Origin of the sequence: Pseudosulfitobacter pseudonitzschiae (assembly GCF_002222635.1) — a bacterium.
Lineage (GTDB): Bacteria > Pseudomonadota > Alphaproteobacteria > Rhodobacterales > Rhodobacteraceae > Pseudosulfitobacter > Pseudosulfitobacter pseudonitzschiae_A.
On record NZ_CP022415.1, the window covers coordinates 1359821 to 1386657 of the forward strand.

Below are 26837 nucleotides of genomic sequence, written 5' to 3' on the forward strand. Positions count from 1 at the left end.
CTCAGCCGTCCTCTGCATGCAACAGCAGCCCGAGGGCCAGAAAGATCGCGGCGGCAGGTGGTGCCCATGCGGCCAGAACCACGGGAATTTGCCCGTTCTCGCCAAGGATCTGTGCGAAACTGCGGATGAAATACAAACCGAACCCCAAAAGCACTGCTGCCAGCACCGCCGTTCCGGTGCCCCCGAAACGGGTATGCCGCATGGTGAAGGCAGCGGCAACAAGAACCATCGCCATCAAAAACAGCGGCCGTGCCAATTCTGTCTGAAACCACACGATCTGGTGACGTGCGGAAAAGCCTGCCTGTTCCAGCTGAAGGATATAGGTGGGCATGTCCCAGATCGATACGCCGCCCAGCGTACCAAGGGTTTCGCGGATACGGTCCAGTGTCAGGGTTGAGGGCACGCGCAGCAATGCGTGGGTCTGGGCGCTGGCTTCTGGGTTCACATCTGCGGCAAGCGGCCAGACTTTGGCATCACGCAGCGCCCATGCGCCATTGCCAAGGGCGGCGCTGCCTGCTTCGATCCGGCGCATCGGGCCGCCCTGCGGGGCATATTCCAGAAATGTCACATCATAAAACACCGAGGCATCGGCGTTGGACCGTGCGGCACGGATCACCGTCTGGCCTTCGGCGCCTCCCTGACGCAGCCAAACGCCGTCGCCCGACATCAGCACCGCCGCTTGACCGCCGTTGCGATAGGTATCCGACAGGATGGTATAGCGTTTGGCGGTCGCGGCCACGATGGGCCCAAGTGTCGTAACCGCCAGCAACCCGATCACCAGCGCCACCATCACCGGTGCCACCAGCGCGCTTAGCGCCGAGCGACCTGCGGCGCGGGTCACCACCAGTTCGGAACTGCGGGCCAGACCGATAAACAGCACCACAGTGGCAAGGATCACAATCAGCGGCAGGATCTGGTTGATGGTTTCCGGTGTGTGCAGCAACGTCAGGCCAATGCGCTGGGGCAGGCTGACGTCATAATCGGAAAACCGGCGGGTTTGTTCGATCAGATCGACCAGCGCCACCAGTGCAAAAAACACAGCCGTCAGCATTGCAAAGGCAATGGCAAAGCGGCGGGCAAAGTAGAAATGCAGGATCATATTGCGTCCACCGTCAATGGCCTGCGGCGGCGCAGAAGGGCCGGACGGGTGGCCCAAGTCAACATGCCAGTCACCAGAACCGCGCCCAGCAGCGACGGCAGATACATCGTCGGCCACAGGCTGGCATCGGCCAGCACCATCCGTGAAAAGGTGCTGCGCAACCCGTCTATCGCAATCAGCAGACCAAAGGCGATCACCGCCTCGCGCCAGACGCCGAACCGCGAGTAACCGCCGACCATCAACGTGGAAAAGCCGATCAGCGCCGCGACAATGCAAAATAACGGCTGCGCAAAGCGGCTGTGAACCTCTTCGGAAATGGCGCCGTTCCGCGCACCGGTCTCGTCGGCGATGCGATCCCAATCCTCGGTTAACAGCGACAGCGTGCTCATGTTACGGATCGAACCTGTAACCTCGGTGTTGCTGCTGACCAGCGTGGTGATGTCAAAGGAAAAGTCCTGAAATTTAGCTGTCGAAAGACGGTTGTCTGCGACGTCCAGCCGTTGCGCCAGACCATCGACCATGATCAGCGTGGTGCCTGCATCGTTGCGCACCAGATAGGCTTCTGCAGCGGTATAGATCGCCCGCTGCGCCGGATTGCGACGGTCTGACAGGAACACATCTCGCAGCACGCCGTCTTCCCCGATTGCGCGGGTATAGAAAGTGACTTGGGTCGCAGGCGACAGGAACGTGCCTTCGGTCAGCAAGCGGGACGTGACATTGCGTGAAATCTCGGCCTCGCGGATGCTCAGCTGTCCTTGGGCCGCAGGCACCAGCGCATGTGACAGCAGGGTCATCATCGCAGCCACGATCAGCCCGTAAACTACCACAGGCCGCGCCAGCCGCCACGGACCCGATCCGGTGGCCTGCATCACCACCAGTTCGGATTCGCCCGACAGCCGGTTGGTGACATAAACGGACGCGGCAAAAGTGGCGATCGGCAGCACGGTCACGATCAGCTTGGGCAGGCTCAGCGAGGTAAATTCCAGAAACACAAGCGCGGTTTGCCCGTCACCGATCAAGCGGTCGAACAGCACCACAGCGCGGTTGATCCAGAACACAGCCACCAGCACCAGCGCGAAAAAGCCGAATAACAGCAGGAACTGCGACAGCATATACCTGTCGAATCTGGCCACATAACCCCCCGGTTGCGCATAGTTGTGCAAAGTTGGCAGCAACTTACCCCAAGGGTTCGCGGTGGGGAACCTGTATTTCCACCATATTTACGCCGCAGGCAGTTTGGTGCCCGTTTGTGGCACTGGTCGCTCTGGCCATGCCTGCGAGCCCGCGCTAACTGTTGCAAAACCGGATTTCGACAACACCCCCGCGAAAGGATGCGCCATGACCGCCCGACCGACACCGATGACCAAAGTCAGCTTCGAGGAACTGGACATTGAGGCGCTGGCCAAGGCCGAGGGGCGCGTCGCCGTGGTGGTGGCCGCCGATGGCAAGATGGACGCGGCAGGCCGTCGTATCAACAAGCTGACCAAAGGCGCGCTGGCGCGGCTGGCCGCCAGCAAGGCCTTTGGAGAACTCAAGCAGGGTGGCATGCTCAGCCTGTCGGTGCCCGGTGGGATGGCTGCCGAAGCGGTCGACGTTTTGTGCCTCTCGCGCCGCCCTTCCATCAAGGATGCGCGCAAGGCGGGGGCAGCGCTGGCGAAAGTGCGCGGCAAGTCGGACTTGTTGGTTCTGACCGGCAACATGCGATATGCGGCCGAGCTGGGATTTGGCCTGGCGATGCGCGACTATGGGTTCAACGCACACAAGACCGACGCCAAGCCCGCAGAAGGTTCGGTGCGTATCATGTGCGCAAAACCCGAAGAAAAACAGGCCTCGGCGGTGCCGCTGATGGCCGTAGCCGAAGGCGCGTTCTTTACCCGTGATCTGGTAAACGAGCCCGCCAATGTGTTGACCACAACTGAGTTTGCCGGCCGGCTGAAAGCAATGGAAGACTTGGGCCTGTCCGTTGAGGTTCTAGATGAAGATCACCTCACAAGTCTTGGAATGAAATCACTTTTGTGTGTAGGACAAGGATCTGACAGCCCGTCCAAAGTGGTTGTGATGCAGTGGAATGGCGGTGCCAAGGATGACGCACCGCTGGCGCTGGTCGGCAAGGGGGTCGTCTTTGACACTGGCGGCATCAGCCTGAAACCGGCTGCTGGCATGGAAGATATGACAATGGATATGGGCGGCGCAGGTGTTGTGGCGGGTGTGATGCGCGCGCTGGCACTGCGCAAGGCCAAGGCGAATGTTGTCGGGCTGGTCGGGCTGGTCGAGAACATGCCCTCGGGCAACGCTGTGCGCCCCGGTGACGTGGTTACGTCGATGAAGGGTGACACAATCGAGGTGATCAACACCGACGCCGAGGGCCGTCTCGTGCTGTGCGACGTGATGTGGTACGCGCAAGAGCGGTTCAAACCCGCGGGCATGATTGATCTGGCGACGCTGACGGGTGCGATCATTATCGGCCTTGGCCATGAAAACGCGGGCGTGTTTTCCAACGATGACACGCTGTGCAACGCGTTCCTGAAATCTGCGCAATCCGAGAATGAAGGCGCATGGCGGATGCCACTGGGCAAAGCCTATGACGATCAACTGAAAAGTCGCATTGCCGATATGAAAAACGTAGGCGGACGGCCCGCCGGTTCAATTACTGCGGCACAGTTTCTAAAACGGTTCGTCAATGACGACACTCCGTGGATTCACCTTGATATTGCCGGTGTCGCCTCGGTCACGTCCGAAACGGCGCTGGCACCCAAAGGGGCGACAGGTTGGGGTGTCGCGGCGCTGAACCGGTTGGTGTCGGATATGTTCGAAGGCAAATAAGTCATGGGGGCTGCCTATTTCTACCACCTGACCCAGCGTTCGATGGAGGACACTTTGTCGATGCTGCTGGGCAAGGCGCGCGGCGCGGGTTGGCGTGTGGCCGTGCGTGGCTGCGAGGTCAGACGCATGGCGCATTTGGATGACCGGCTGTGGCAAAGTGACGGATTCGTGCCGCACGGGGTTGCGGGCGGCGCGCATGATACACTTCAGCCGATCCTGCTGACCACGCAAGCCGATTGCCCCAATGGCGCCACCTGTATCATGGCGGTGGACGGTGCCAGTGTAAGTGCCGAGGAAGTGGCAAGGATGGAGCGGGTGTGCATCCTGTTCAACGGCCACGACCCGCAGGAACTGGACACCGCGCGCGGTCAGTGGAAAGCATTGAAAGACGCAGGTGCCACGGCGCAATATTGGTCAGACGAGTCTGGCCACTGGGAGAAAAAGGCTGAAACCTGAACCGCTTAACGGATCAGGGTCAACGTATCGCGGGCAATCGAGATGTTGCCCCAATGTTGCAGATACCCCATTCCCAGCAGCGATCTAAACATCTCGCCGCCCGTGACGACGGCCCGCACGTTGCGATCCTCGATCGGTCCCAGCGCGATGCGATCCAGCCGCACCGAGGCGGTGGCGACCTCGCCATTTGCGGTGTTCGCGCGTCCGAGAAAGTTCAACGCGTCCACATTGATGCCTGCGCGTATCGCGTCTGCCTTGGTCAAAACGATGTCGGTGGCCCCTGTGTCCACGACAAAGCGCACGTCGGTATCGTTGATTTTTAGGGTCAGGTAGTAATGTCCGTCGCGGCTGCGCGGGACCGTGACGGTGTTCTCGCCCACCACGTTGGCCCGATAGGGCATCGAGGCACGCGAGATGTCATCCCACAGGCCCACTGCGGCAACCGCACCCAGAATGATCAGCCCCCAGACGGCGGCATATTGCAATGTCTTGTTCATTGAAGTGCGCCTTGCTGCAAAGGCCCAGCCGACGACCATCAGCAAAAGCAGTACCAGATAGATCAGGCGGCCCGTGTCAAACGTATCCATAGAGCAAATATAGGCAGGATCGCAGCCTAGCCAAGACCTTCGTAAAAACTGAACGCGCGCAGCCCGTCCAGAACGAACTGCACCGACAGGGCCGCCAGCAACATGCCCAAAAGGCGTGTGACCACGGTGATGCCGGTTTTGCCAAGGGCGCGTTCCAGCAGGCCAGAGGCCAGAAACAGCATCAGGACCACCAGCAGCACGGCCAACGTGATGGCCGCCACAATGCCCAATCCGGCAATGCCCGGTTGCTGGCCAGTCAGCAGGATCACCGAAGCAATGGCACCGGGGCCTGCGATCAGCGGGATCGCCAGCGGAAAGATGGACGGATCATCGCCATGATCTTCCGACGTATCCTCACGCCGCTTGGTGCGACGTTCAAACAGCATGTCAAGGGCAGTGATGAACAGCAAAATACCACCCGCCACACGGAAGGCAGGCATGGAAATACCAACGAAACCAAGCAGTTTCTCGCCAAAAGCGGCAAAGGCCAGCAGCACCAGAAATCCGGTTGTACATGATCGCACCGCGATGGCGCGGCGGCGCTGTCTGGTCATGCCTTGGGTCAACGCCACGAACAGCGGCGCCATGCCAAGCGGGTCGATCACCACGAACATGGTGACAAAGGCGGTGATCAGAAAGGCGGTGTCGATCATATCGGGCTCCGGATGAGGGGGCTTGGGCGATGCCCCCGACGCTGCAGCGCCTTCCCCGTGATGTTCTGAACCACGACATGGATCAGACGGTTTCGGCACTCTCCAGCTTTTCCAGCGACGCCATCCACATGGCTTCGGCGCGGTCCAGCGCGTTCATCACTTCGGCGTATTTCTTCTGCCAGACTTCCGCCTCGCCTGATTTGGTGTCTTCATAAAGCGCAGGATCGGCCAGCTTCTTGGCCAATTTGTCGCGCATCTCGTTCAACTTGTCCACGCGGGCTTCGGATTTGCGGGCTTCGGCGCGCAGTTCCAATACCTTTTCGCGGCTGGCGCGCTTGGGCTTGGGCGCTTCGAGCTTGGCGGGTTTGACCGGTTTTTCAGCCGAAAGCAGCATCTTGCGATAGGCTTCAAGGTCTTCTTCATAGGGGCGCACGGTGCCATCCGACACCAGCCACAGACGATCGGCAACGAGGCCGAGCAGGTGCATGTCGTGGCTGACAAGGATCACGGCACCGGTATAGGCAGTCAGCGCCTCGACCAGCGCCTCGCGGGATTCGATATCAAGGTGGTTGGTCGGCTCATCCAAAATCAGCAGGTGCGGCGCGTCGATGGTGGCCAGCAGCAGCGACAGTCGCGCCTTTTGCCCACCCGAAAGGCGGCCCACGGCGGTGTCGGCCTGATCAGGACCAAGACCGAAACCCGCCAAAGTGGCGCGCAGTTTCGACTGCATCACACCGGGGCGCATGGTTTGCAGGTGTTGCAGGGGCGTTTCGTCAATGTGCAACTCGTCGACCTGATGCTGGGCAAAGTAACCGATGCGCAGCTTGGTCGAACGGGTCGCCTTGCCTGACATTAACGGCAGACGGTCGGACAGCAGTTTCGACAGGGTCGATTTGCCCTGACCGTTCTTGCCCAGCAGCGCAATACGGTCGTCCTGATCAATGCGCAGGTTCAGTTTCGACAACACGATGGTGTCGCCATAACCCGTGGTGCCGCCTTCGATGTTGATGATGGGCGGCGAAAGCTCTTCCGGCTCGGGGAAGGTGAACACACGTTTGGCCGCATCTTCGGGGGCCGATATCATGTCCATCTTTTCGATCATCTTCAGACGCGATTGCGCCTGTTTGGCCTTCGACGCCTTGGCCTTGAACCGGTCCACAAAGCTTTGCATGTGGTCGCGGCGAGCCTGTTGCTTTTTGGCCATCGCCGCCTGCACCGCACGGCGTTCGGCGCGCTGGCGGGCGAACTGGTCATAGGGGCCGGAATAATAGGTCAGCTGGCGTTCTTCCAGATGCAGGATCGCACCCACCGCACGGTTCAACAGGCCACGGTCGTGACTGATGATGATGACAGTGTGTGGGTATTTGGCCAGATAGGCCTCTAGCCACAGCGCCCCTTCAAGGTCGAGATAGTTGGTCGGTTCGTCCAACAGCAAAAGATCGGGCTGAGAAAACAGCACAGCAGCCAGCGCCACGCGCATCCGCCAGCCGCCCGAGAAATCGGAACAGGGTTTCAACTGTTCGGCATCGTCAAATCCCAAGCCCTTGAGGATGGTTGCAGCACGCGCCTCGGCGGACCATGCGTCGATGTCGGCCAGACGGGTCTGGATTTCGGCGATGCGGGCGGGGTCGGTGCTGTCGTCGGCCATCAGTTCGGCCCGCTCGGTGTCGGCGGCCAGAACCGTATCCAGCAGCGAGGTCGACGAGGCAGGCACCTCTTGGGCCACACCGCCGATGCGCGCCTTGGAGGGAAGCGATATGCTTCCGCCCTCAAGGACCAGCTCGCGGCGGATCAGCTTGAACAGCGTGGTCTTGCCCGTGCCGTTGGCACCGATCAGGCCCACTTTGTGACCGTCGGGGATGACAGCGGAGGCACCTTCGAACAAAGGACGGCCCGCGATGGAATAGGATATATCTGATATGCGCAACATAGGCGCGGTGTGCCGCAACGCAGCGGCGGCGTCAATCGCCGCTTTTCAAGCGTCAAGCCCCATGCTATCGGAGCCGCGATTTCAATTCACGGGGGCCGCAGGTGTGGTGCCCGAACATCTGGAGCACTATCATGGGCCTTGAACGCACATTCTCGATCATCAAACCCGACGCAACACGCCGCAACCTGACGGGCGCGATCAACGCCAAGTTCGAAGAAGCTGGCCTGCGCATCGTTGCACAAAAACGCATTCACCTGACCAAGGCGCAAGCGGGCGAGTTCTACAAAGTCCACGCCGAGCGTCCTTTTTATGACGAGCTGTGCGAATTCATGGCGTCCGCGCCGATCGTCGCACAGGTTCTGGAAGGCGAAGGTGCCATCGCGAAAAACCGCGAAGTCATGGGCGCCACCAACCCCGCAGACGCAGCCGCCGGCACCATCCGCGCCGAATTCGCTGAAAGCGTTGGCGAAAACTCGGTTCACGGGTCGGACGCACCGGAAACAGCCGCCGTGGAAATCGCGTATTTCTTCTCGGGTCTGGAACTGGTGGGCTAAGCCACTGCATCACAGGGCTTCGGCCTTGATGTTGTGAAACGATCGGGGGCGGGTGCGCGGGCATCCGTCCCTTTTCTTTTGAAAGTGATCTGTCTTGCGTGAACGCAAACTTGGGATCAACGCGCCAGCCCGTTCGGGATCATCGGCGCGGTCACGTCGCCAGTTGCGGGCTGATCCCTACGCACAGGCCGTCACCCAGTCCCGTGACGGGTGGTGTTTTCACAGTCCATCTTTTCAGTGATGATCAGATCGTTGCCAAGCACGCCCGCAAGCGACGACAGGATTTTGTCGTCGGACGTTGCACCAAGCGAGATCGAACGTTGATAGGTGCGGCCGTATTTTTTCATAGCGATAATTGGTTTGCCCGAAACACGGATTCTGAAAGGAACTCTGGGACTGACATCTACACCTTACGGCCGCACAGCCATTTCTTGCGCCTCGACATGGGCACGCAGCAATTTCACGTTCCGGCTGTTGGCCTTCCAACCGATGTCAAACAGATCACCAACTAGCGGGATCGACCCGATTACAGCGTCGATGCCGATGTTCACACCCATACGCGCAACAAGGCTTGGCGGTGCGCCTATGCGGCGTGCCTGTACCACGATGTAGCCCGCAGGGCCCAGTGCCAGCAGGTCACCAACGCCGGGCACAAGGCCCAAAATACTGTCCAGCCCGACGCGCACACCGATCAGCGGAATGCGCAGCGCGCGGTCCATATTATGGGCCACCCGATCAAGATGGTCCAGCCGTGCGGCAAGGCCGGGTTCAGGCATGTGTGGGGTTACGGGCAATGATATAGACCGCGTGGACGATGCCAGGGATATAGCCCAAAAGGGTCAGCAAGATATTCAGCCAGAAATGTTTGCCAAGACCTTCTTGAAGGAAGACGCCCAAGGGCGGCAGAAGGATGGCGATCAAGATGCGTAGCAGGTCCATGTCAGGGCTCCGATGTTCGCTTGCGTTGTCTTGGTAACGACAATCGCGGCGTCAAAGTTCCCTGAGGAGCGGCCTCAGAGGCTGGCGTAATCGGTGATCGGGGGGCGTGGACGGGTCGGTACCGGCTGACTGCCCTGCGCGGACACGGGCGGTTTTGGCTGGCTTTGTGCGTGCTGAAACATTGTCGTACCTTTTGCTTGGGGTGTCCGGCCTGACAAGGGCGACAGGCAATAAGACCGATGCGGACCAATGTGCACGTCCGCACGGATACCTCAGAGGTCGGATTATGGCGAAATCAAGGAATTTGCAGCAATTCCAGCGTGTAAAGCGTGGTCTGGCGGTAATTGTCACCGGATCGCAACGCAATTGACGGAAACCCGTCGTGGTGCGGAGCGTCGGGCCAGCCCTGTGGTTCAAGCGCGATTCCCGCGTATGGGCCAGTACGCGCGCCCGTGTTGGCGCTGTTCTGGGTGTCGCGCAGGCCCGCACCATCATAGACCTGCAAGCCCGGTTCGGTGGTGGCAATGCTTAGCTGCATGGAATTCGGGCCGGTCAAACGTGCGGCAGGGCGCAGGGCGTCGCTGCGGGCAGGGGCCAGACACAGGTTGTGATCAAGCGCTGCGGCGTCAATCAGGGGTGTGGACGTGCGTGCCACAAGGCCAAGGTCTGCCACACTGGCCTGCGCACCTGTCGGCAACTTGTCGGGCCCGACGGGCAGGTAACTGTCGGCATGAACCAGCAGATGATGGCCGCGCACGTCGCCTTGGCCTGCAAGGTTCCAATAGGGGTGGTGCGCGATATTCACCAGCGTCGTGCGGTCGGTGGTGGCACAAATGTCCAGCCGCAGCGCAGCGTGCTCCAGCGCATAGCGCGCGGTAATCACGCGCCGTCCGGGCAGGCCGCAATCGCCATGCAACAGGGTCAGGGCAAAGGTTACGCTGTCTTTGCTGTGTTCGGTCACCTTCCAGATGCGGGTATGGATGCCCTGATCGCCACTGTGCAGGCAATTGACGCCCTCGTTCGGCTGTATCTGCCAGCGGGTGCCGTCAATTGTCACCGCAGCCCCGCCAATCCGGTTGGCCACGGGCCCGACCAGCGCCCCCATATAGCCGCCTTTCGCACCATCCACCCAGCCCAGCACAAGGCTGCGGGGAACGGCACTGTGCCACAATGCGTTCAAGGCAGCCCCCTGAGGCAAAAGTCGCGCGCGCAAGGTGCCGTTTGAAATCTCGAGGTAATCTGCTGTCATGCACATATTCTGCCGCAGCGATCAGCGCTTGACCATCACCCTTTGCATGGCTTTGTGTGGCCTTGGATATAAAGGATGCCCCGAATGAACGACGCTGACCACGTATCAACCCATGACGCCGCTGCGGATGTCCGCAATGACACCATCAAGATCTATGTTGACGGCAATATCGTCCACCGCGACGAGGCCAAAGTGTCGGTCTATGACAGCGGGTTCATGCTGGGTGACGGCATCTGGGAGGGGCTGCGGCTTTATGACGGAGTTCTGAGCTTTCTTGATGCGCATCTGGACCGGCTGTACGAGGCGGCGCTTTATCTTGATCTTGATATCGGCATGGACGGCGATCAGCTGACTGCCGCGATTCACGACACGTTGCGGGCCAACGACATGCACACCGACGTACACCTGCGGGTGATGGTCACGCGCGGGCGCAAGCGCAAACCGTTCCAGCATCCGCATCTAAGCATGTGGGGCAGCACCATCGTGATCATTGCTGAACATTCGAAACCAGACGAGACGATGGTGCAGCGCGGTATCCGCCTGCACACTGTGCCCCATCACCGCGGGTTGCCGTTGACGCAAGACGCCAAGCTGAATTCACATTCAAAACTGAACTGCATCATTGCCTTGAACCACGCGATCCGTGCAGGCGCGGACGAGGCGCTGATGCTGGACCCGTTCGGGTTTGTGAACACCACCAACGCCTGCAACTTTTTCATCGTGCGCAAGGGGGCGGTTTGGACATCGACCGGCGATTATTGCATGAACGGCATCACCCGCCAGAAGGTGATCGACCTGTGCCGCGAGAATGCGATTCCGGTATACGAACGGAATTTCTCGCTGGTGGACACCTATGGCGCGGACGAGGCGTTTCTGACCGGCACATTTGGTGCGCAAACGCCGGTGTTCGAGATCGACGGGCGCGAGATCGGTGGCGGCAAGGCGGGGCCAGTGTTCCACCGCATTCGCGGGCTTTACAAGGATCTGATTGCAGAGCAGGTGGCGCTGGCCAAAGGTTGAGGGAACGGGAAATGCAATGACAGCGCCCATATTGTGCTCGGGCGCTGTCGGGCAGTTTTCGTTTCGCTCTTTGGGCTGACTGTCAGCGGCGATCAGGGCTGTTGTCGTCATCGTCCAGCAATATGCGCGCTGACGTTCCCGCCTCGTCGTCGTACTGCCCGCTGCGCACAGTCCACAGAAAGGCACACAGCCCCAAGGCACCAAGGATGATCGACACCGGTATCAGAATGAGCAGGATGTTCATCTAACCCTCCGGATGCGCATGGCGTTTGCCAGAACAGTCAGTGACGACACCGACATTGCGATTGCCGCCAACAGCGGTGTCGCCATCCCCGCCAATGCCACAGGCACCGCGATGAAGTTATAGACCGCGGCGATGGTAAAGTTCTGTTTCGACAAATGCGTAGCGGCCCTCGCCACCGAGATCAACAGCGGCAGATCGGCAAGGCTGTCGTTCAGGATCACAATATCGGCAGCATTGCGCGCCGCATCCAGCGCCGAAGAGGGGGCGACCGAGGCATGGGCCGCCGCCAGCGCCGCCGCATCATTCAACCCGTCGCCCACCATCATCACACGATCACCGCCATCGGCAAGCGCCTGAAGCTGGTCGTGTTTGTGGGTGGCGCTGATGCCTGCCTGCCGGTCCTCGATGTGCAGTGTATCGGCCAGCGGCGTCACAGCAGATAGACGATCGCCGCTGATGATACCCGGACGTAACCCCAAGGCGCGCAGCCCGTCTACGGCGGTTTGCGCACCCGAACGCAGCACCTCGGTCAGGGGCAGGGCAATTGCAGGGTCAGAGCCGATGCGCAGGCCCGGACCGTCAAAATCCGCACCCAGCCAGCTGCCGCTGCCCAGTTGCACCAGCCCGTCCACGCTCAGTCCCTGAACACCTTTGCCCGGCACTTCGACCACGCCGCTCAGCACGGCAGGCTCTCCTTCGGGCAGGGCGGCCAGAATCGCACGCGACACCGGATGGGTCGAGCTTTGGGCCAAGGCCCGTGCGACGGCCTGTTGCGCAGGGTTCAACAGATCGACCACAGCTCTGGACGCGGGAATGGTCAGCGTGCCGGTTTTGTCGAACATCACCACGTTGGTTTCCGCCAGTCGTTCCAGTGCAGTACCGGATTTGACCAAAAACCCTTTGCTGTAAAGCTGTGCGATGGCGGCTGTGGACACAGCAGGCACCGCAAGCCCCAGCGCACAGGGGCAGGTGATGATCAGCACGGCAACGGCCACATTCAGCGCTTGACGCACATCTCCCCCGATGACGGCCCAACCGATAAAGGCAAAAAGCGCCAGCAAATGCACTGCCGGCGCATAGATCGCCGCCGCGCGGTCGGCAAGTGCGGTATAACTGTTGCGGCTGTTCTCGGCCATTTCGACCATCGCGGCGACGCGGCGCAGGGTGGTGTCGGCCCCCACGGCGGTGGCTTGTACCTTGAACGGCGCGCCAAGATTGATCTCGCCGGCCTGCACCGTATTGCCGGTGATCGAACGCACGGGCGCGCTCTCTCCGGTCAGAAAGGCGCGGTCGGTGGTGGCCTCAGGGCTGATCAACCTACCATCCACGGGCACCCGCACGCCGGTGGGGATCAACACAGCATCACCCACAGCCAGTTCGCTGACCGGCACGGTTCGCGCGCCGTCGCCTGTCAGTTTTTGGGCGCTGTGTACCTCCAATGCGGCCAGATCCCGTGCCGCCGAACGCGCGGAACGGCGGCTGCGGTGATCCAGATAGCGGCCAATCAGCAGGAAGAACGTCAGCGACAGGGCGGCATCGAAATAGGCGTGCAAGCCGTGGTTCAGCACCTCGTAAAACGACATCCCCGCCGCCAGCAGGATCGCCAGCGAAATCGGCACATCCATGTTCAGACGCCGTACCCGCAGCGCGCTCCATGCGCTGGCAAAGAACGGCTGGCCGCAGAACAGCACCGCAGGCAGTGAAATGGCTGCTGAAATCATGTGAAACAGTTCGCGGGTAGAATCCGAAGCGCCCGACCAGATCGCCACAGAGAACAGCATCACGTTCATCATCGCAAAACCGGCCACCGCCAGTTTGACCAGCAAACGCTGCCCCTCGGGGTCTTTGCCGTTGTCCAGAACCGCGCTGTCCATCGGATGCGCTTCAAAGCCCGCATCGCGCAGACGAGCCACCAAAGCGGCATCGCTCAGGGTTTTGGTCTGAACGCTGACCCGTTTCAGCGACAGGTTCACCCGAGCCGCCGACACCCCCGGCATGCTGCGCAGGCTGCGTTCCACCGAACCGATACAGGCGGCACAGTGGATCGTGGGCAGAGACAGGATGATATCCGGTGCATCAATCTCTTGCTGCGCGATATGCCCGGCCAGCGGGGCGGCAACACAGGCAGGACAGGCAGACAGGGTGGTCATGACGGCACATGCGCGACGATCACGCGCTGTTGGAACAAGGTGCCATCGGGCGCACGCATCTTCAGCCGCAGGTTCCAGTTGCCCGGCCCTGCCACAACCGGCGCCACAAAGGCGGTGCCGTCAAAGACAAATTCGGGCGTCTGGTCGGCGGCCACGCTGGTGGCGCGGCCAAAAGTGGCCTGTTGCAGTTCGGGCGCGATGGGCTGGCCCGCGTGGCTGATGAAAAGGCGCAGGGTGTCGTCGGTGACTTCGGCGTTGACGGTCCACGCCAGCGCCTCTTGGGCTGCGCGGTCCGCATCGAAGGACTGCGAAGCGACATAGGAATTTTTCACCTCAAGTCCCGGAAAGGTCGCCACAGCCTGATAGGCCAGCGTCAGGTTCACCGCGATGATGACGCCAAAGGCGGCAACAAAGCCTGTAAAAACATGCCATCCTTTGATTTCGCGTGTCATTGGGCGCCCCTTCCGTTGAATGTTGTGGCCTTCGAGGCGCGAATTTGCGCTGTCACATCCTCGACCCACAGCCGCAAGGCGGTGGAGTCGGCCGATGCTGCCGGATCACCGGCCCGTGCGGTCACATAGACCCGTTGTAGCACAGTGGTGTCGGCGGGCACTGCCACATTCAGGTTGTCGCTCCCCTCAAGCGCGATACGCATCAATGCGTCGCTGCTCAGGCTCAGGCGGAAGACCCGCTCTTCGCCCGCTTTGTTGCGCAGACGTACGTCATAAATGTTGCGCACATCGCCGTCGGACAGCACCACAAAGGTCGGGTTGCGCACGGGGCTGACGGTCAGTTCGATGTCCGAGCGGATGAACAGCGCATAAAGCAGGCCGACACCCACCAGCAGCCACATCACGGTATACAGGATGGTGCGGGGGCGTAATATGTGCCGCCACAGCGGTTTGGGTGCGGCACCGGCGCGTTCGGCCGGTTCATCCGACAGCGCCAGATAGTCGATCAGGCCGCGCGGTTTACCAATGCGTGCCATCACGTCGTCGCAGGCGTCAATGCACAGCGCGCAGGTGATGCACTCCATCTGCTGGCCGTTGCGGATATCGATGCCCATCGGGCAGACATTGACGCAGGCCATGCAGTCGATGCAATCGCCGTGCTCGTTCGCGATGTCCAATTTGGGTGGTGTTGCGGGTTGCGCTTCCTTGCCGGGATAGGGCGTGCCTGCATAGCGCGCCACGCCTGCACCCGCGGCCTGTGCCTCGGCCACGGCCTTTTGCGCCTCGGCGGCTTTGCGGTTCTTGACATTGCCTTTGCCGCGCGGCTCGCCGCGCCAGTCGCGGTAAGCGACGGTGATGGTGTCGGGGTCCATCATTGCCGCCTGAATACGCGGCCAAGGACACATGTAGATGCACACCTGTTCGCGCAGGAATCCGCCAAAGATAAAGGTCGTCGCGGTTAGGATGGCGATGGTAATGTAGGCGGCAGGATGCGAGTCAAAGGACAGTAGATCGCGCAGCAGAGTGGGCGCGTCGGTGAAATAGAACACCCAAGCGCCACCGGTGGCCACGGCAATCATCAGCCAGACTGCCCATTTGGTCAGCCGCAGCCGCCATTTGCGCACGTCCCACGTGGCCTTGTGCAGGCGCAGACGGGCGTTGCGATCACCCTCGATCCAGCGTTCGACCAGCAAGAACAGATCGGTCCAGACGGTCTGGGGGCAAGTGTACCCGCACCAGACCCGACCCAGCGCCGATGTGAACAGGAACAATCCCAGCCCTGCCATGATCAACAGGCCTGCGACAAAATAAAACTCGTGCGGCCAGATCTCGATCCACAGAAAGTAAAAGCGGCGGTTGGCCAGATCAATCAGCACCGCTTGGTCGGGCAGGCTGACGCCACGGTCCCAGCGCAGCCAGGGTGTGAGATAGTAGATGCCAAGGGTGACGGCCATGATCCACCATTTGAAACGGCGGAAAAAGCCATTGACGCGACGCGGAAAAATCGGCGTGCGCGCGGCATAAAGCGGTTGGTTTGTTTGGGAAGTCATATCACCTGATCCTGTTCGCATCGCCTGTTTAGGGCATGGCGCACCCATCAGCCTTGATCTGCATCAATAACTTCCCCGAAGCGGTACAAGTGCGAACAGGTCCGCTTCGGGGGCGACTGCCCCGAAGGGCGTCTTTTCCGCCTTATTCACCTCCTCCAAGACTGTGAACATAGGCGGAAACGGCACGAATATCGGCCTCTTTCAGGCGTGGACCCCAAGGGGGCATAACACCAAATCGTGCTTTTTCGACGGTGATGCGCAAAGTGTCACGGTCCCCGCCATAGAGCCAGATGGCGTCAGCAAGGTTGGGTGCACCCAAGTCGCGCATGCCCAGACCTGCGTCACCGTGACACGATGAACAGTTGTCGGCATAGACCACGGCCCCTTGTTCGGCCAGCGCCGCGTCAAACTCGGTGCTGGACAGCGACACCACATGCTCGACCACCGCGTCGATTTCCGCAGGCTCCAGAATATCCTCAAAGGCGGGCATTTCGGAATAAAGCGCGTCGTCGTCGATGGTGTTGCGGATGCCGTGGCGCACAGTTGTCATGATCTGCTCCACGTCGCCGCCCCACAGCCAGTCGTCGTCCAGCAGGTTGGGATAGCCTTTGGCACCAGCCGCCCCCGAGCCGTGGCATTGCGAACAGTTGGCGCGGAACACCGCGCCACCGCGCGCGATGGCATAGCGGTTCAGGTCGGGATCTTCCGGCAGGGCAGGCATATCGGAGGCCACAAGCTGCGCCACCAGATCAGCGTTTGTGTTTTCGTGGGCAGCAATGTCGGCGGCCACATTGGCGCGGGTCGACCAGCCCATAACCCCAGAAGTGGCACCGGAAATCATCGGCCACGCAGGGTAGGCGATGGTATAGCCGATGGCCCAGATGATGGTCAGGTACAGGGTCCACAGCCACCAGCGTGGCAACGGGTTGTTCAGCTCTTCGATGCCGTCCCAGTTGTGGCCGGTGGTTTCGACGCCGGTGACCTTGTCAGTCTTGCGCTTAGACATCGGTCGGTCCTTTCTTGGTGGTGCTGCGGTTTGCAGTCGGGGGCGTGTCGTCGCGCAGCGGAATGTTTGCAATTGCGTCGTAGGTCTTGGACCCGCCGGGCCGGAAGGCCCACAGAATGACCGCGACAAAGAATACGAACATCGCCAAAAGCACCCAACTGTCGGCAAGTTCACGCATGAAGGAATAGGTGTCCATCAAAGCCTCCTATCGGCTGTCGGCGGGGGTAAAGGTCGAGAAGTCGACCATTGTGCCAAGCACCTGCAAATAGGCGATCAACGCGTCCATTTCGGTCAGCTCGGGCTGGCCGTCAAAGTTCGAGACAGCCGCGCCGGGATAGCGTTCCAGCATAGCGTCATAGTCGGCGTCGGGATCAGCTTGCACGCGGAAATCCGATGCGGCAGCGGCGATCATATCGTCGTCATAGGGCACGCCCACGAAACGGTGCGTCTTGAGCAGCGCTTCGATGTGGGTGGGCTCGATGGGGGTATCCGACAGGAACGCGTACTTGGGCATGATCGATTCCGGCACCACCGATTGCGGGTCGGTCAGGTGATCGACGTGCCAAGCGTCGGAATACCGCCCGCCCACACGCGCCACATCGGGGCCGGTGCGTTTTGACCCCCATTGGAATGGGTGATCATACATCGATTCCGCCGCCAGCGAATAGTGGCCATAGCGTTCCACCTCGTCGCGCATCGGGCGGATCATCTGGCTGTGACACAGATAGCACCCTTCGCGCACATAAATGTCACGCCCGGTCAGTTCCAGTGGCGAGTAGGGGCGCACACCTTCGACCTCCTCGATGGTGTTTTCCAGCCAGAACAACGGCGCGATTTCCACGATCCCGCCGATGGAGACGACCAGCAACGAAAAGATCAACAACAACGTCGGGCTTTTCTCGAGGATCGCGTGGCGGTTGATCAGGGCAGTTTGGTGCGGCAGCTCGTTGGGAATTTCATCGGGCAGATCGGACAGGGTCGAGACGTTTGGGTCTTTGTCCGAGTCCATTACTTTTTCATTATCAGCCATCTACGTATCTTTCTTATTCTGCGGGGACGCCAACCGCAGCAACGCTCTTGGCGCCGCTACGGATGGTCATCCACATATTCCAGCACATCAGGATTCCGCCCAGCAGGTACAGAACGCCGCCCAATCCACGCACCACGTACATCGGAAGCTTGGCCGCCACGGTGTCGGCGAAGGTGTTGACGAGGAAGCCTTGATCATCGACTTCGCGCCACATCAGGCCTTCCATGATGCCGGTCACCCACATCGAGGATGCGTACAAAACGATGCCGATTGTGGCCAACCAGAAGTGCCAGTTGATTGCCGCCATCGAGTGCATCTTTTCGCGGCCCCAGAGACGTGGTGTCAGGAAATAAAGTGCAGCGAAGGTGATCATACCGTTCCAGCCAAGCGCGCCAGAATGAACGTGACCGATGGTCCAGTCCGTGTAGTGCGACAGCGAGTTCACCGCGCGGATCGACATCATCGGTCCCTCGAAGGTGGACATGCCATAGAAACCAAGGCTGAGCACGAACATCCGCATGATCGGATCGGTTCGCAGCTTGTCCCAAGCACCTTGCAACGTCATCAGACCGTTGATCATACCACCCCAGCTGGGCATCCACAGCACAATCGAAAACACCATCCCGAGGGTCGAAGCCCAGTCGGGCAGGGCGGTGTAATGCAGGTGGTGCGGACCCGCCCAGATATAAAGGAAGATCAGCGCCCAGAAGTGGATGATCGACAGTTTATAGCTGTAGATCGGACGTCCGGCCTGCTTGGGCACAAAGTAGTACATCATGCCCAGAAAACCCGCGGTCAGGAAAAAGCCCACGGCGTTGTGGCCGTACCACCACTGGGTCATCGCATCCTGCACGCCTGCAAAGACCTGCACGGATTTGCTGCCCCAGAAGCTGACCGGGATCGACAGGTTGTTGACCACATGCAACATCGCAACAGTGATGATGAAGCTGAGGTAAAACCAGTTGGCCACGTAGATATGCTTTTCGCGGCGCTTGAAGATAGTGCCAAGGAAGACCGCCAGATAGGCCAGCCAGACGATTGTCAGCCAGATGTCGACATACCATTCGGGCTCGGCGTATTCTTTGGACTGTGTTGCGCCCAGCAAATAGCCGGTGGCGGCCAGCACGATGAACAGCTGATAGCCCCAGAACACGAACCATGCCAGATTGCCGCCGAACAGGCGCGCCGCGCTGGTGCGTTGCACCACATAGAACGATGTGCAGATCAGGGCGTTGCCCCCGAACGCAAAAATAACCGCCGAGGTGTGCAGCGGACGCAAGCGACCAAAGTTGCCAAATGGTTGTGCCCACTCAAAGTTCAGCACCGGAAAGGCAAGCTGGAAGGCAATGAAGGTGCCCACCAGAAACCCGGTCAGCCCCCAGAAAGCGGTTGCGATCACGCCCGCGCGTATCACTCCGTCCGAATAGCCCGTGGTGTCGTGCACCACAGGCGGCTCGTCGATGCTACGCAGAACCCAGACAAACATGCCGGCTGCGATAACCATGATCAGGGCGGCATGCACCTGATATGCAATGTCATGAGCGAAATTCGCACCCATTGCGGCGATCAGGGCCACCAGGCCCAGCGCGATCAACTTGATATATTCCATTTGGCACCTTCTTGTACGCATCGGCCCGCAAATGCGGGCGCGCGATTCTGTTCGCAGAGTCTCAGTAGTCGGAGCCGCACGGGCGAACCTTGATCTGAGTCAACTTTTCTTGAAAATTTGCGCGCTTAGCGCACCACATGGATCGCACACGCAGCATGGCCCACGACATGATGTGCCACTGAACCAAGGAAAAAATCCGACATCGCGGGTTTATGCGAGGCCACGATGATGCAATCGCAACCGTTTTCATCAGCCCAACGGCAAATACGCGGACCTGCCTTGCCTTCGGTGATCGCGGCGCGGGCGCCGGGCAGGGACGCTACCATTTCGTCCAGTGCAGTTTGCACTGTGTCGCGGGCGGTGGTGATAAAATCGGGCGGGAAGTATTCCGAGACATAGACTGGCACGGTTTCAATCACGTGCAACAATGTGATCTGTGCGCCCGCGTCTGCCAGCGCCTGTGCGGCCTTGAACGAGGCTTGGGTGTCGCGGCTGTCGCCCAGCACGACGGGGATCAGAATATTTTTGTACATGGCTCAAAGCTCCTTGTGAGTGACAAGAAGTAAACAGCACCCTCAGGTGCCGCGCTTTGATCCAGATCACGTTTTAGTGTCAGAAGTTAAGAAAGTACGCCGCCATCGGAATCGTCGCCCGAGGCGGTATGAAGCGCTTCTACATCAATAACTTCAAAGCGGCGGCGGTCGATGAATCGCAACACGCCTTCTTTTTTCAGCGCATTGAGCTGGCGGCTGACCGTTTCCAGCGTCAGCCCAAGATAATTGGAAATTTCGTCGCGGGTCAGGGGCAGAATCAAAGGTTCCTGATCCAGTCCCAGACCGGCGATATGTTGGCGGCGTACCATCATTTCGACAAAGGTGGCTATTTTTTCACGCGCGGTCTTGCGACCCAGCAGCACCATCCAGTCCCGCGCCGCGTCCAGTTCGTCCAGCGCGATCTCCATCAACCGTTGGGAGACATGCGGCACCGTGGACAGCAGTCGTTCAAACGGTTTGCGCTGAAAACAGCACAGCGTCACATCGCTGGTCGCCACCACGTCAAAGTCGATGCTGCGCCGGTCGGGGCGCCCGATAAAATCGGAGGGCAACAACAGGCCCACCATCTGGATGCGCCCGTCCTCCATAGTCTTGCTCAGCGTCGCCACCCCTTTGACCACCGAGGCCACATAGGTCAGATCGTCGCCGCGCCACAAAATCTGGTCGCCTGCTGAAAAGCTCTTGTAGGATTTGATCCCCTCAAGTTCTTGCATTTCTTCATCGTCACAACGCGAGCAGACAGCACGATGCCGGATCGGGCATTCGCTGCATTTCTCGCGCGTTAAAAGTACGATGCTCATAGATTGATCTGTATCAAAGAAAGGGAGGACATTTGCTCGTAACCGTAACGCGATGGAACAGATTGATCAACTCCGCGCCTACGGTCTATTTGACGCAAGGGTGCCACGCTATACAAGCTATCCGCCTGCGAACCATTTTGCGGCCGAGACAGATGCATCACACCAAAGCGAATGGCTGCATGCGGTGCCGTATGGGGCCGAAGTCTCGATTTATATTCATATTCCATTCTGTAAACGCCTGTGCTGGTTCTGCGCCTGCCGGACACAAGGCACCAAGACACTGTGGCCCGTCGATGTCTATGTGAACGTGCTGCTGCAAGAAATTGCGCTGGTGGCCCAGCGTCTGCCGGACGATGTGCGCATGGCGCGCTTGCATCTGGGTGGTGGCACGCCGACTATTTTGTCACCGCAAACCATGACGCGACTGTTGTCGCGGGTGTTCGATACGTTCCAAAAGGCCGAAGGATTCGAATTTTCGGTCGAGATCGACCCGACCGAAGCCGCCACCGAACTGCTGGAAACCCTTGCCGCGCATGGCATGAACCGAGCCAGTATCGGGGTACAGGATTTTAACCCCAAGGTACAGGAAGCAATCGGGCGGGTGCAAACCTATGAACAGACCCACGACTGCATTGAAATCCTGCGCGGTGCCAAGGTTCACAGTCTGAACATGGACCTGCTGTATGGTCTGCCGCATCAGACGCAGACCACTTTGGTCTCGACGCTCGAACAGGTTCTGGCGTTGCAACCGGACCGGCTGGCGCTTTACGGATATGCCCATGTGCCGTGGATGTCGAAGCGTCAGGTGATGATCGACAGCGAGGCGCTGCCCTCGGCCGAGGCACGATATGCGCTGACAGAGACCGCACAGCGGATGTTGGTGATGGACGGGTTCAGGCCCATCGGCATCGACCACTTTGCACGCCCCGGTGACAATCTGGCGCTGGCCAGCCACAGCGGCGGCTTGCGGCGTAACTTTCAGGGCTACACCGATGACCGTGCTGCGGTTCTGATCGGGCTGGGCGCGTCGGCGATTTCGCAGTTTCCGCAAGGTTACGTGCAAAACCGGTCCGCGACGGCCGCCTATACATCAGCAATCGGTCAGGGGTGTCTGGCAGGCGCACGCGGACACGTTCTGAGCGCAGAAGACCGTCTGACAGCACGGATGATCGAGCATTTAATGTGCCGTTTTGGCATTGATGTCGACGCATTGGACGCAGAATTCCCACAGCAGCGCACAATCATTTTGCAAGCGGTAGCCGAGTTGGTCGCAGCCTATCCCGCCGCCTGCCGTACCGATGGCACCAACATGCAAATCTTACGTGCGTTCGCCCCGCTTGTTCGGGTCATTGCCGGTCACCTCGATCGCTACCGCGCAGGGCAGATGGCGCACAGTTCTGCTATCTGACGGGGGTGCAGGGCAGCGCAGTGCCATCGACACCTGCGCAAGTCATCGGGGTTTGATATTAGTAGATGTGAAACGTCTGACCCAAAACGGACCATGTTCAGGCTCGGAAACTAAAAGCCCTCTAAAATGCTAACCTTACAGAGCTTATTGTGGCTCCGGCGGCAGGGGCCGGAGCTAGCTTTAGATGCTCCATGTAAGTAATTAATTCCACATTATTTTTACGAATTGGAGATGGCGATCTTGGCGATTTGTGACACGGAGGTGATACTGTTTCGGTACTGTTCCATCGACCACCAAAAGGATGATTTCCGAATAGGTCGAGGTGAAAGATTATCTTTGATAATCAGCTATCGACACACACTGAGCGATCCAGAGCAGTTTGGCTTGGGTGTCGCAGCTAAGAGATCTGGTAGGGCCTCCGTCCATGGGGGCAGGACAATCCTAACTGCAGAACTGTTTTGGACCTCCGACTTGCGCCGGAGGCCAGTGTAACGATGGACCGAGGGCCTGCTCAAATGAATTGCGTCGGGGTCACTACCTAGTGAGCAATCATGACATGCCGTACGGCCGTGTAGTCTTCCAGCGCATACATCGACATGTCCTTGCCATAGCCGGACTGTTTTAGCCCGCCATGAGGCATTTCGTTGACCAGCATGAAATGCGTGTTCACCCATGTGCAGCCATACCGCATGCGGCTTGATACCTCCATCGCGCGGCCCACATCCTGCGTCCAGATCGAGGATGCCAGTCCGTAGTCGCTGTCATTCGCCCATGTGATCGCTTCTTCGGCGTTGGAAAATCGCGTCACCGAGACAACGGGGCCGAAAACTTCACGTTGTACGATTTCGTCGGTCTGCAACGCACCCGCAACAACGGTTGGTTGATAGTAAAAACCGCTTCCCTCGTGAAGCTTGCCGCCTGTGGTTACTTCCATGTGCTTGTGCTCGCGGGTGCGCTCGACAAAGCTCGCGACGCGGTCGCGCTGGCGCACGGATATCAATGGCGGGATTTCGTTCAGCGTGTCGTCGGCGTTGTCATAAACGATGCTGGACACGGCTGAAGACAATTCGGCAACCAGCTTTTCGTAAATCTTGGGGCCTGCATAAATACGGCAGGCGGCGGTGCAGTCCTGTCCGGCATTGTAATACCCGAATGCCTTCAGACCATCGACAACCCGCTCCAGATCAGCGTCGTCAAAGACGATGACCGGGGCCTTGCCACCAAGTTCGAGATGCGTGCGCTTGACAGTCTTTGACGCGGCTTGCAGGACTTTTTTGCCGGTGGCCACGTCGCCTGTGATCGACACCATATCAACATCCGGATGACTGATAAGCGCGTTGCCAACGCTGGCTCCTTGGCCCACCACCACGTTCACGACCCCCTCGGGCAGAATGTCCGCCATCAGCTTGGCAAGTTTCATCGCTGTCAGCGGCGTCTGTTCAGAAGGCTTGAGCACGACCGTGTTGCCACCGGCCAAGGCAGGGGCGAGTTTCCATGCCATCATCATCATCGGATAGTTCCATGGCGCAATAGATGCCACGACCCCGATCGGATCGCGGCGCACCATTGAGGTGTGACCCGCCATGTATTCGCCGGCAGCCGAGGTGTGCATGTTGCGTACGGCACCGGCAAAGTAGCGGAAACAGTCTGCAACTGCCGGAACTTCCTCGTTGCGCACTTCGTTGATCGGCTTGCCGCAATTCAAAGCTTCGAGTTGCGCAAGCTCTTCAAGGTTCGCGTCAATCGCGTCTGCAATCGCAAGCAATTTGGCCGACCGCTCTGAAGGTGTCGTGCGAGACCATGTGCCAAAGGCCGATCGCGCAGCAGCGACTGCGCGGTCGATCTGACGCGCGTTCGCCTCGGGCAGGTTAAGAATAAGCTCTCCGGTGCGCGGGTTCAGAACTTTTTCTTCGGCTTCGGTGCCTGCTTCAAACGCACCACCTATCAACATGTTGGTTTCCATCAATTCTCTCCCATTTGTTCACTTGCCCTGACCGGCAACCGTGTCGGTGCCGCGTGTCAGGTAATACGCGCCGAGGATCGGCAGGAATGTCACCAGCACGACCACCATAGCCACGACGTTCGTGACCGGCCGTTCGCGCGGGCGCACCAGTTCCTCAAGCATCCAGATTGGCAGGGTCTGCTGTTGCCCGGCCGTGAATGTCGTCACAATCACCTCGTCAAAGGACAGAGCGAACGCCAGCATTCCGCCCGCCAGCAACGCTGTCGAGATATTCGGCAGGATGACATATCTGAAGGTCTGGAAACTGTTGGCCCCAAGATCCATCGAAGCCTCGACAAGGCTGCCGGACACCCGCCGGAACCGCGCCACCGCGTTGTTATAGACAACAACAACACAAAAGGTCGCGTGGCCCAGAACGATGGTCCAGAAACTGAACGGTATATCCGCCAGATTGAACGCCGAGCGCAGCGAGATACCGGTGATGATACCCGGAAGGGCAATCGGCAGGATCACAAGCAGCGAGATCACCTCGCGCCCGAAGAAACGGGTCCGGCTGACCGCCGCCGCACAAAGCGTGCCCAGCACCAAAGCGATGATCGTCGAGATCGATGCAACCTTTAGCGACAGTTGCATCGCTTCCCATACGTCGGTCCGTTCCCAGGTGACTGCAAACCACTTCAGCGTAAAGCCGGGGGGTGGCCACTGGTACGATTTGTCCTCGGTCGTGAAGGCATAGACGAAGATCAGCAAGATCGGCAGATGCATGAACGCCAAGCCGAAGGCCGCTGCGATCTTGAGCCCGAGAGGTGCGCGGTCAGAGTGCATCAAAGGCCCCCTGACGCTTTGCCATCCACAGATAGACGGCCATGAGCAGGATGGGCACCACGGCAAAGGCCGCGGCCAGCGGTATGTTTCCCGCAGTGCCCTGATAGGCATAAACAGCCTGCCCGATGAACCGGCGTGATGTCCCGACAATCTGGGGAATGATGTAGTCGCCCAAGGTCAGCGAAAAGGTAAAGATCGAACCCGCAATCACTCCGGGCAGCGCCAGCGGGAAAAGCACATGGCGAAAGGTTTGCGCGGGATGTGCGCCAAGATCGCCGGAGGCTTCGAGCATCGAATGCGGCACCCGTTCAAGGGATGCCTGAATGGGCAAAATCATGAAGGGCAGCCATACATAAAGAAAGACAAGGAATGTTCCGGTGGTGCTGACAGACAGGGAATTGCCCCCGATCACCGGAATCGAAAGGTAGGCATTCAGCAACCAGCCCAGATGCAATGTCTCGAACAGCCAGTTCAGGATACCTTCTTTGGCAAGGATCAATTTCCACGAGTAAACCTTGACCAGATAGCTGGACCAAAGCGGCATCATCACCCCCAGATAGAAAATCGCCTTCCATTTGCCCCGCGCATAACGCGCCGCATAGTAAGCGACTGGAAAGCCGATAACCGCCGCGCCGACAGTGACTGCAGCGGACATCACCACCGTGCGGATGATGATGTCGAAGTTGGAGGGTCGGAGCAGTTCGCCATAGGTTTTAAGCGTAAATTCGTACTGAATAATGCCCGTAAACTCGTCAATCGAGAAAAAGCTCTGCGCAAGCAGCGCAAAAAGGGATCCCAGATAGATAATCCCCAGCCAGAGCGCAGGCGGCAGGATCAGCAGGAACACCAGCAATTTTGGCCTGCGCCAAAGCGTATCGGACAAACCGGTCAGAAACCCGCCGGTGCGTGTGTCAACAGTGTCGCTCATGCCGGTCCCATCACATGCAGATCGTCGGCCGACCAATCGACCGTCACCGTTTCACCCGCCTTTGGCACTGCCGCTCCTTTGGGCAGCAACATCGTCATCGGGACAGTGCCGATATCCATGTTCACGCGGGTAGCGGCACCAAGAAAGCTGGCGCTGCGCACCAATGCACTCTGTCCTTGCTTGGCCAGCCGCACCGCCTCTGGCCGGACAGCGCCATAGGCATTTTTTCCGACGAGTTGGTTGACAAACTCAGGGGGTAACACATTGGAGGAGCCTACAAAGTCGGCCACAAATGGGGTCTGGGGCCGGTAATAAATCTCCTCCGGCGCGCCAATCTGCACGACCTGTCCCTCATTGAAAACTGCCACCCGATCGGCCATTGAAAGGGCCTCGCCCTGATCGTGGGTCACGAAGATGAAGGTGATCCCGAGGTTGCGCTGGAGCGTCTTCAACTCTTCTTGCATCTGTTCGCGCAGCTTCAGGTCCAGCGCGCCCAATGGCTCATCCAGCAAAAGCGCCTTTGGTTTGTTCACCAGTGCGCGGGCAAGGGCCACACGTTGCCTCTGTCCGCCCGAAAGCTCTGACGGCTTGCGATCACCGTAGCCATCCAGAGCCACCATTTCCAAGGCCGCATCGGCGGATTTCTGGCGCTGCCGTTTCGGCGTGCCCGCAATCATCAAGCCATAGGCGACATTGTCGCGCACGTTGAGATGCGGAAACAACGCATAGTCCTGAAATACCGTGTTGACGGCACGCTTGTAGGGCGGAATGCCCTGCGCGACCTGTCCGAAAATCCGTATTTCACCCGCCGTCGGCCGCTCGAATCCTGCGATAAGCCGCAGGCTGGTGGTCTTGCCAGATCCGGACGGCCCAAGCATGGCGAAGAATTCGCCTTCGGCGATATCAAGATTGAGATTATCAACAGCCTTCACGTCACCATAGTGACGCGACACGCCGGAAAAACCGATTGCAGATGTCATGAAATTACCAGTTCCTGTCCCGCCACCA

The 26837-nt window shown here is 59.4% G+C and carries 28 protein-coding genes; 5 read left to right on the forward strand and 23 right to left on the reverse strand.

Annotated features, from left to right (window positions below):
* Nucleotide 1: 1 nt before the first annotated feature.
* Together lptG and lptF are read right to left on the reverse strand one after the other, a co-directional pair.
* A complete protein-coding gene (lptG, locus tag SULPSESMR1_RS06545) occupies nucleotides 2–1099 on the reverse strand; it encodes an LPS export ABC transporter permease LptG (protein ID WP_089420093.1) in 1098 nt (365 codons plus the stop codon).
* Nucleotides 1096–2232, reverse strand: coding sequence for an LPS export ABC transporter permease LptF (gene lptF, locus SULPSESMR1_RS06550; protein WP_089422190.1), 1137 nt, complete (start codon nucleotides 2230–2232; stop codon nucleotides 1096–1098). Before lptF ends, lptG begins: the two co-directional genes overlap by 4 nt.
* A 205-nt stretch (nucleotides 2233–2437) precedes the next feature.
* Here lptF and SULPSESMR1_RS06555 point away from each other — a divergent pair, with 205 nt between their 5' ends.
* The gene (locus SULPSESMR1_RS06555) at nucleotides 2438–3922 is read left to right on the forward strand and encodes a leucyl aminopeptidase (protein WP_089420094.1); all 1485 of its coding nucleotides are present in this window, start codon (nucleotides 2438–2440) and stop codon (nucleotides 3920–3922) included.
* A 3-nt stretch (nucleotides 3923–3925) separates the two neighbouring features.
* Nucleotides 3926–4378, forward strand: coding sequence for a DNA polymerase III subunit chi (locus SULPSESMR1_RS06560; protein WP_089420095.1), 453 nt, complete (start codon nucleotides 3926–3928; stop codon nucleotides 4376–4378).
* A 5-nt stretch (nucleotides 4379–4383) separates the two neighbouring features.
* Here SULPSESMR1_RS06560 and SULPSESMR1_RS06565 read toward each other — a convergent pair whose 3' ends face one another.
* From SULPSESMR1_RS06565 to SULPSESMR1_RS06575, 3 genes are all read right to left on the reverse strand, one after another.
* Entirely contained in the window at nucleotides 4384–4965 is a 582-nt protein-coding gene (locus tag SULPSESMR1_RS06565) for a retropepsin-like aspartic protease family protein (RefSeq protein WP_089420096.1), read from the reverse strand.
* 26 nt (nucleotides 4966–4991) lie between these two features.
* A complete protein-coding gene (locus SULPSESMR1_RS06570; RefSeq protein WP_089420097.1) occupies nucleotides 4992–5618 on the reverse strand; it encodes a MarC family protein in 627 nt (208 codons plus the stop codon).
* 82 nt (nucleotides 5619–5700) lie between these two features.
* Nucleotides 5701–7548 carry an ABC-F family ATP-binding cassette domain-containing protein gene (locus SULPSESMR1_RS06575; RefSeq protein WP_089420098.1) on the reverse strand — a complete coding sequence of 616 codons (1848 nt, stop codon included), beginning with the start codon at nucleotides 7546–7548 and terminating at the stop codon, nucleotides 5701–5703.
* A 131-nt stretch (nucleotides 7549–7679) separates the two neighbouring features.
* Between SULPSESMR1_RS06575 and ndk the strand changes: the two genes are divergently transcribed.
* Nucleotides 7680–8102, forward strand: coding sequence for a nucleoside-diphosphate kinase (ndk, locus tag SULPSESMR1_RS06580; protein WP_089420099.1), 423 nt, complete (start codon nucleotides 7680–7682; stop codon nucleotides 8100–8102).
* 191 nt (nucleotides 8103–8293) lie between these two features.
* On the opposite strand, the gene SULPSESMR1_RS24940 is transcribed toward ndk, so the two are convergent.
* The 4 genes from SULPSESMR1_RS24940 to SULPSESMR1_RS06595 all read right to left on the reverse strand — a co-directional run bounded on the left by SULPSESMR1_RS24940 (nucleotide 8294) and on the right by SULPSESMR1_RS06595 (nucleotide 10290).
* Nucleotides 8294–8449, reverse strand: coding sequence for a hypothetical protein (locus SULPSESMR1_RS24940; RefSeq protein ID WP_157728977.1), 156 nt, complete (start codon nucleotides 8447–8449; stop codon nucleotides 8294–8296).
* 63 nt (nucleotides 8450–8512) lie between these two features.
* Nucleotides 8513–8878: a DUF4112 domain-containing protein gene (locus tag SULPSESMR1_RS06585; protein ID WP_089420100.1), complete on the reverse strand. Its 366-nt coding sequence runs from the start codon at nucleotides 8876–8878 to the stop codon at nucleotides 8513–8515.
* On the reverse strand, nucleotides 8871–9041 hold the full coding sequence (locus SULPSESMR1_RS06590) for a YqaE/Pmp3 family membrane protein (RefSeq protein WP_089420101.1): 171 nt from the start codon (nucleotides 9039–9041) through the stop codon (nucleotides 8871–8873). Before SULPSESMR1_RS06590 ends, SULPSESMR1_RS06585 begins: the two co-directional genes overlap by 8 nt.
* 295 nt (nucleotides 9042–9336) lie before the next feature.
* Complete coding sequence (locus tag SULPSESMR1_RS06595) at nucleotides 9337–10290, reverse strand: aldose epimerase family protein (RefSeq protein WP_157728978.1); 954 nt, start codon at nucleotides 10288–10290, stop codon at nucleotides 9337–9339.
* 84 nt (nucleotides 10291–10374) lie between these two features.
* Here SULPSESMR1_RS06595 and SULPSESMR1_RS06600 point away from each other — a divergent pair, with 84 nt between their 5' ends.
* A complete protein-coding gene (locus tag SULPSESMR1_RS06600) occupies nucleotides 10375–11310 on the forward strand; it encodes an aminotransferase class IV (RefSeq protein WP_089420103.1) in 936 nt (311 codons plus the stop codon).
* Between the two features lie 82 nt (nucleotides 11311–11392).
* On the opposite strand, the gene ccoS is transcribed toward SULPSESMR1_RS06600, so the two are convergent.
* The 10 genes from ccoS to fnrL form a co-directional block, all read right to left on the reverse strand.
* Nucleotides 11393–11554 carry a cbb3-type cytochrome oxidase assembly protein CcoS gene (gene ccoS / locus SULPSESMR1_RS06605; RefSeq protein WP_089420104.1) on the reverse strand — a complete coding sequence of 54 codons (162 nt, stop codon included), beginning with the start codon at nucleotides 11552–11554 and terminating at the stop codon, nucleotides 11393–11395.
* Nucleotides 11551–13704, reverse strand: a complete 2154-nt coding sequence (locus SULPSESMR1_RS06610; protein ID WP_089420105.1) for a heavy metal translocating P-type ATPase — start codon at nucleotides 13702–13704, stop codon at nucleotides 11551–11553. Before SULPSESMR1_RS06610 ends, ccoS begins: the two co-directional genes overlap by 4 nt.
* The gene (locus tag SULPSESMR1_RS06615; protein WP_089420106.1) at nucleotides 13701–14156 is read right to left on the reverse strand and encodes a FixH family protein; all 456 of its coding nucleotides are present in this window, start codon (nucleotides 14154–14156) and stop codon (nucleotides 13701–13703) included. Before SULPSESMR1_RS06615 ends, SULPSESMR1_RS06610 begins: the two co-directional genes overlap by 4 nt.
* Entirely contained in the window at nucleotides 14153–15706 is a 1554-nt protein-coding gene (ccoG, locus tag SULPSESMR1_RS06620) for a cytochrome c oxidase accessory protein CcoG (protein WP_089420107.1), read from the reverse strand. Before ccoG ends, SULPSESMR1_RS06615 begins: the two co-directional genes overlap by 4 nt.
* 142 nt (nucleotides 15707–15848) lie before the next feature.
* Nucleotides 15849–16712, reverse strand: a complete 864-nt coding sequence (gene ccoP / locus SULPSESMR1_RS06625; RefSeq protein ID WP_089420108.1) for a cytochrome-c oxidase, cbb3-type subunit III — start codon at nucleotides 16710–16712, stop codon at nucleotides 15849–15851.
* On the reverse strand, nucleotides 16705–16908 hold the full coding sequence (locus SULPSESMR1_RS06630) for a cbb3-type cytochrome c oxidase subunit 3 (RefSeq protein WP_089420109.1): 204 nt from the start codon (nucleotides 16906–16908) through the stop codon (nucleotides 16705–16707). Before SULPSESMR1_RS06630 ends, ccoP begins: the two co-directional genes overlap by 8 nt.
* Nucleotides 16909–16917: 9 nt before the next feature.
* Entirely contained in the window at nucleotides 16918–17742 is an 825-nt protein-coding gene (gene ccoO, locus SULPSESMR1_RS06635) for a cytochrome-c oxidase, cbb3-type subunit II (RefSeq protein ID WP_198362861.1), read from the reverse strand.
* A gap of 13 nt (nucleotides 17743–17755) precedes the next feature.
* Nucleotides 17756–19351, reverse strand: a complete 1596-nt coding sequence (gene ccoN / locus SULPSESMR1_RS06640; protein WP_089420111.1) for a cytochrome-c oxidase, cbb3-type subunit I — start codon at nucleotides 19349–19351, stop codon at nucleotides 17756–17758.
* Nucleotides 19352–19476: 125 nt separating this feature from the next.
* Nucleotides 19477–19884, reverse strand: a complete 408-nt coding sequence (locus SULPSESMR1_RS06645; protein WP_089420112.1) for a universal stress protein — start codon at nucleotides 19882–19884, stop codon at nucleotides 19477–19479.
* A gap of 86 nt (nucleotides 19885–19970) precedes the next feature.
* Nucleotides 19971–20705 (reverse strand): transcriptional regulator FnrL, encoded by a 735-nt coding sequence (gene fnrL / locus SULPSESMR1_RS06650; protein WP_089420113.1) that lies wholly within the window; start codon nucleotides 20703–20705, stop codon nucleotides 19971–19973.
* A gap of 100 nt (nucleotides 20706–20805) precedes the next feature.
* Here fnrL and hemN point away from each other — a divergent pair, with 100 nt between their 5' ends.
* Nucleotides 20806–22113, forward strand: coding sequence for an oxygen-independent coproporphyrinogen III oxidase (gene hemN / locus SULPSESMR1_RS06655; protein ID WP_345889495.1), 1308 nt, complete (start codon nucleotides 20806–20808; stop codon nucleotides 22111–22113).
* 538 nt (nucleotides 22114–22651) lie between these two features.
* On the opposite strand, the gene SULPSESMR1_RS06660 is transcribed toward hemN, so the two are convergent.
* Genes SULPSESMR1_RS06660 through SULPSESMR1_RS06675 form a run of 4 tightly spaced genes read right to left on the reverse strand, consistent with a single transcriptional unit; the run spans nucleotide 22652 to nucleotide 26809 of the window.
* Nucleotides 22652–24076 carry a gamma-aminobutyraldehyde dehydrogenase gene (locus SULPSESMR1_RS06660; RefSeq protein WP_089420115.1) on the reverse strand — a complete coding sequence of 475 codons (1425 nt, stop codon included), beginning with the start codon at nucleotides 24074–24076 and terminating at the stop codon, nucleotides 22652–22654.
* An 18-nt stretch (nucleotides 24077–24094) separates the two neighbouring features.
* Nucleotides 24095–24901, reverse strand: a complete 807-nt coding sequence (locus tag SULPSESMR1_RS06665) for an ABC transporter permease (RefSeq protein WP_089420116.1) — start codon at nucleotides 24899–24901, stop codon at nucleotides 24095–24097.
* Entirely contained in the window at nucleotides 24891–25829 is a 939-nt protein-coding gene (locus tag SULPSESMR1_RS06670; RefSeq protein WP_089420117.1) for an ABC transporter permease, read from the reverse strand. The genes SULPSESMR1_RS06665 and SULPSESMR1_RS06670 overlap by 11 nt, the downstream gene beginning before the upstream one ends.
* Nucleotides 25826–26809, reverse strand: a complete 984-nt coding sequence (locus tag SULPSESMR1_RS06675; protein WP_089420118.1) for an ABC transporter ATP-binding protein — start codon at nucleotides 26807–26809, stop codon at nucleotides 25826–25828. The genes SULPSESMR1_RS06670 and SULPSESMR1_RS06675 overlap by 4 nt, the downstream gene beginning before the upstream one ends.
* Nucleotides 26810–26837: the final 28 nt, after the last annotated feature.

Excerpts from the sequence above, each read along its gene's own strand:
- SULPSESMR1_RS06660 (WP_089420115.1), bottom strand. The coding sequence starts at position 24,076 with ATGGAAACCAACATGTTGATAGGTGGTGCGTTTGAAGCAGGCACCGAA.
- lptG (WP_089420093.1), bottom strand. The coding sequence starts at position 1,099 with ATGATCCTGCATTTCTACTTTGCCCGCCGCTTTGCCATTGCCTTTGCA.
- SULPSESMR1_RS06665 (WP_089420116.1), bottom strand. The coding sequence starts at position 24,901 with ATGCACTCTGACCGCGCACCTCTCGGGCTCAAGATCGCAGCGGCCTTC.
- SULPSESMR1_RS06575 (WP_089420098.1), bottom strand. The coding sequence starts at position 7,548 with ATGTTGCGCATATCAGATATATCCTATTCCATCGCGGGCCGTCCTTTG.
- ndk (WP_089420099.1), top strand. The coding sequence starts at position 7,680 with ATGGGCCTTGAACGCACATTCTCGATCATCAAACCCGACGCAACACGC.
- fnrL (WP_089420113.1), bottom strand. The coding sequence starts at position 20,705 with ATGAGCATCGTACTTTTAACGCGCGAGAAATGCAGCGAATGCCCGATC.
- ccoO (WP_198362861.1), bottom strand. The coding sequence starts at position 17,742 with ATGGCTGATAATGAAAAAGTAATGGACTCGGACAAAGACCCAAACGTC.
- SULPSESMR1_RS06590 (WP_089420101.1), bottom strand. The coding sequence starts at position 9,041 with ATGGACCTGCTACGCATCTTGATCGCCATCCTTCTGCCGCCCTTGGGC.
- SULPSESMR1_RS06610 (WP_089420105.1), bottom strand. The coding sequence starts at position 13,704 with ATGACCACCCTGTCTGCCTGTCCTGCCTGTGTTGCCGCCCCGCTGGCC.
- SULPSESMR1_RS06645 (WP_089420112.1), bottom strand. The coding sequence starts at position 19,884 with ATGTACAAAAATATTCTGATCCCCGTCGTGCTGGGCGACAGCCGCGAC.
- SULPSESMR1_RS06565 (WP_089420096.1), bottom strand. The coding sequence starts at position 4,965 with ATGGATACGTTTGACACGGGCCGCCTGATCTATCTGGTACTGCTTTTG.
- SULPSESMR1_RS06560 (WP_089420095.1), top strand. The coding sequence starts at position 3,926 with ATGGGGGCTGCCTATTTCTACCACCTGACCCAGCGTTCGATGGAGGAC.
- SULPSESMR1_RS06555 (WP_089420094.1), top strand. The coding sequence starts at position 2,438 with ATGACCGCCCGACCGACACCGATGACCAAAGTCAGCTTCGAGGAACTG.
- SULPSESMR1_RS06630 (WP_089420109.1), bottom strand. The coding sequence starts at position 16,908 with ATGGACACCTATTCCTTCATGCGTGAACTTGCCGACAGTTGGGTGCTT.
- ccoG (WP_089420107.1), bottom strand. The coding sequence starts at position 15,706 with ATGACTTCCCAAACAAACCAACCGCTTTATGCCGCGCGCACGCCGATT.
- ccoP (WP_089420108.1), bottom strand. The coding sequence starts at position 16,712 with ATGTCTAAGCGCAAGACTGACAAGGTCACCGGCGTCGAAACCACCGGC.
- ccoS (WP_089420104.1), bottom strand. The coding sequence starts at position 11,554 with ATGAACATCCTGCTCATTCTGATACCGGTGTCGATCATCCTTGGTGCC.
- SULPSESMR1_RS06595 (WP_157728978.1), bottom strand. The coding sequence starts at position 10,290 with ATGACAGCAGATTACCTCGAGATTTCAAACGGCACCTTGCGCGCGCGA.
- SULPSESMR1_RS06675 (WP_089420118.1), bottom strand. The coding sequence starts at position 26,809 with ATGACATCTGCAATCGGTTTTTCCGGCGTGTCGCGTCACTATGGTGAC.
- SULPSESMR1_RS06570 (WP_089420097.1), bottom strand. The coding sequence starts at position 5,618 with ATGATCGACACCGCCTTTCTGATCACCGCCTTTGTCACCATGTTCGTG.
- SULPSESMR1_RS06670 (WP_089420117.1), bottom strand. The coding sequence starts at position 25,829 with ATGAGCGACACTGTTGACACACGCACCGGCGGGTTTCTGACCGGTTTG.
- SULPSESMR1_RS06615 (WP_089420106.1), bottom strand. The coding sequence starts at position 14,156 with ATGACACGCGAAATCAAAGGATGGCATGTTTTTACAGGCTTTGTTGCC.
- SULPSESMR1_RS24940 (WP_157728977.1), bottom strand. The coding sequence starts at position 8,449 with ATGAAAAAATACGGCCGCACCTATCAACGTTCGATCTCGCTTGGTGCA.
- SULPSESMR1_RS06600 (WP_089420103.1), top strand. The coding sequence starts at position 10,375 with ATGAACGACGCTGACCACGTATCAACCCATGACGCCGCTGCGGATGTC.
- ccoN (WP_089420111.1), bottom strand. The coding sequence starts at position 19,351 with ATGGAATATATCAAGTTGATCGCGCTGGGCCTGGTGGCCCTGATCGCC.
- SULPSESMR1_RS06585 (WP_089420100.1), bottom strand. The coding sequence starts at position 8,878 with ATGCCTGAACCCGGCCTTGCCGCACGGCTGGACCATCTTGATCGGGTG.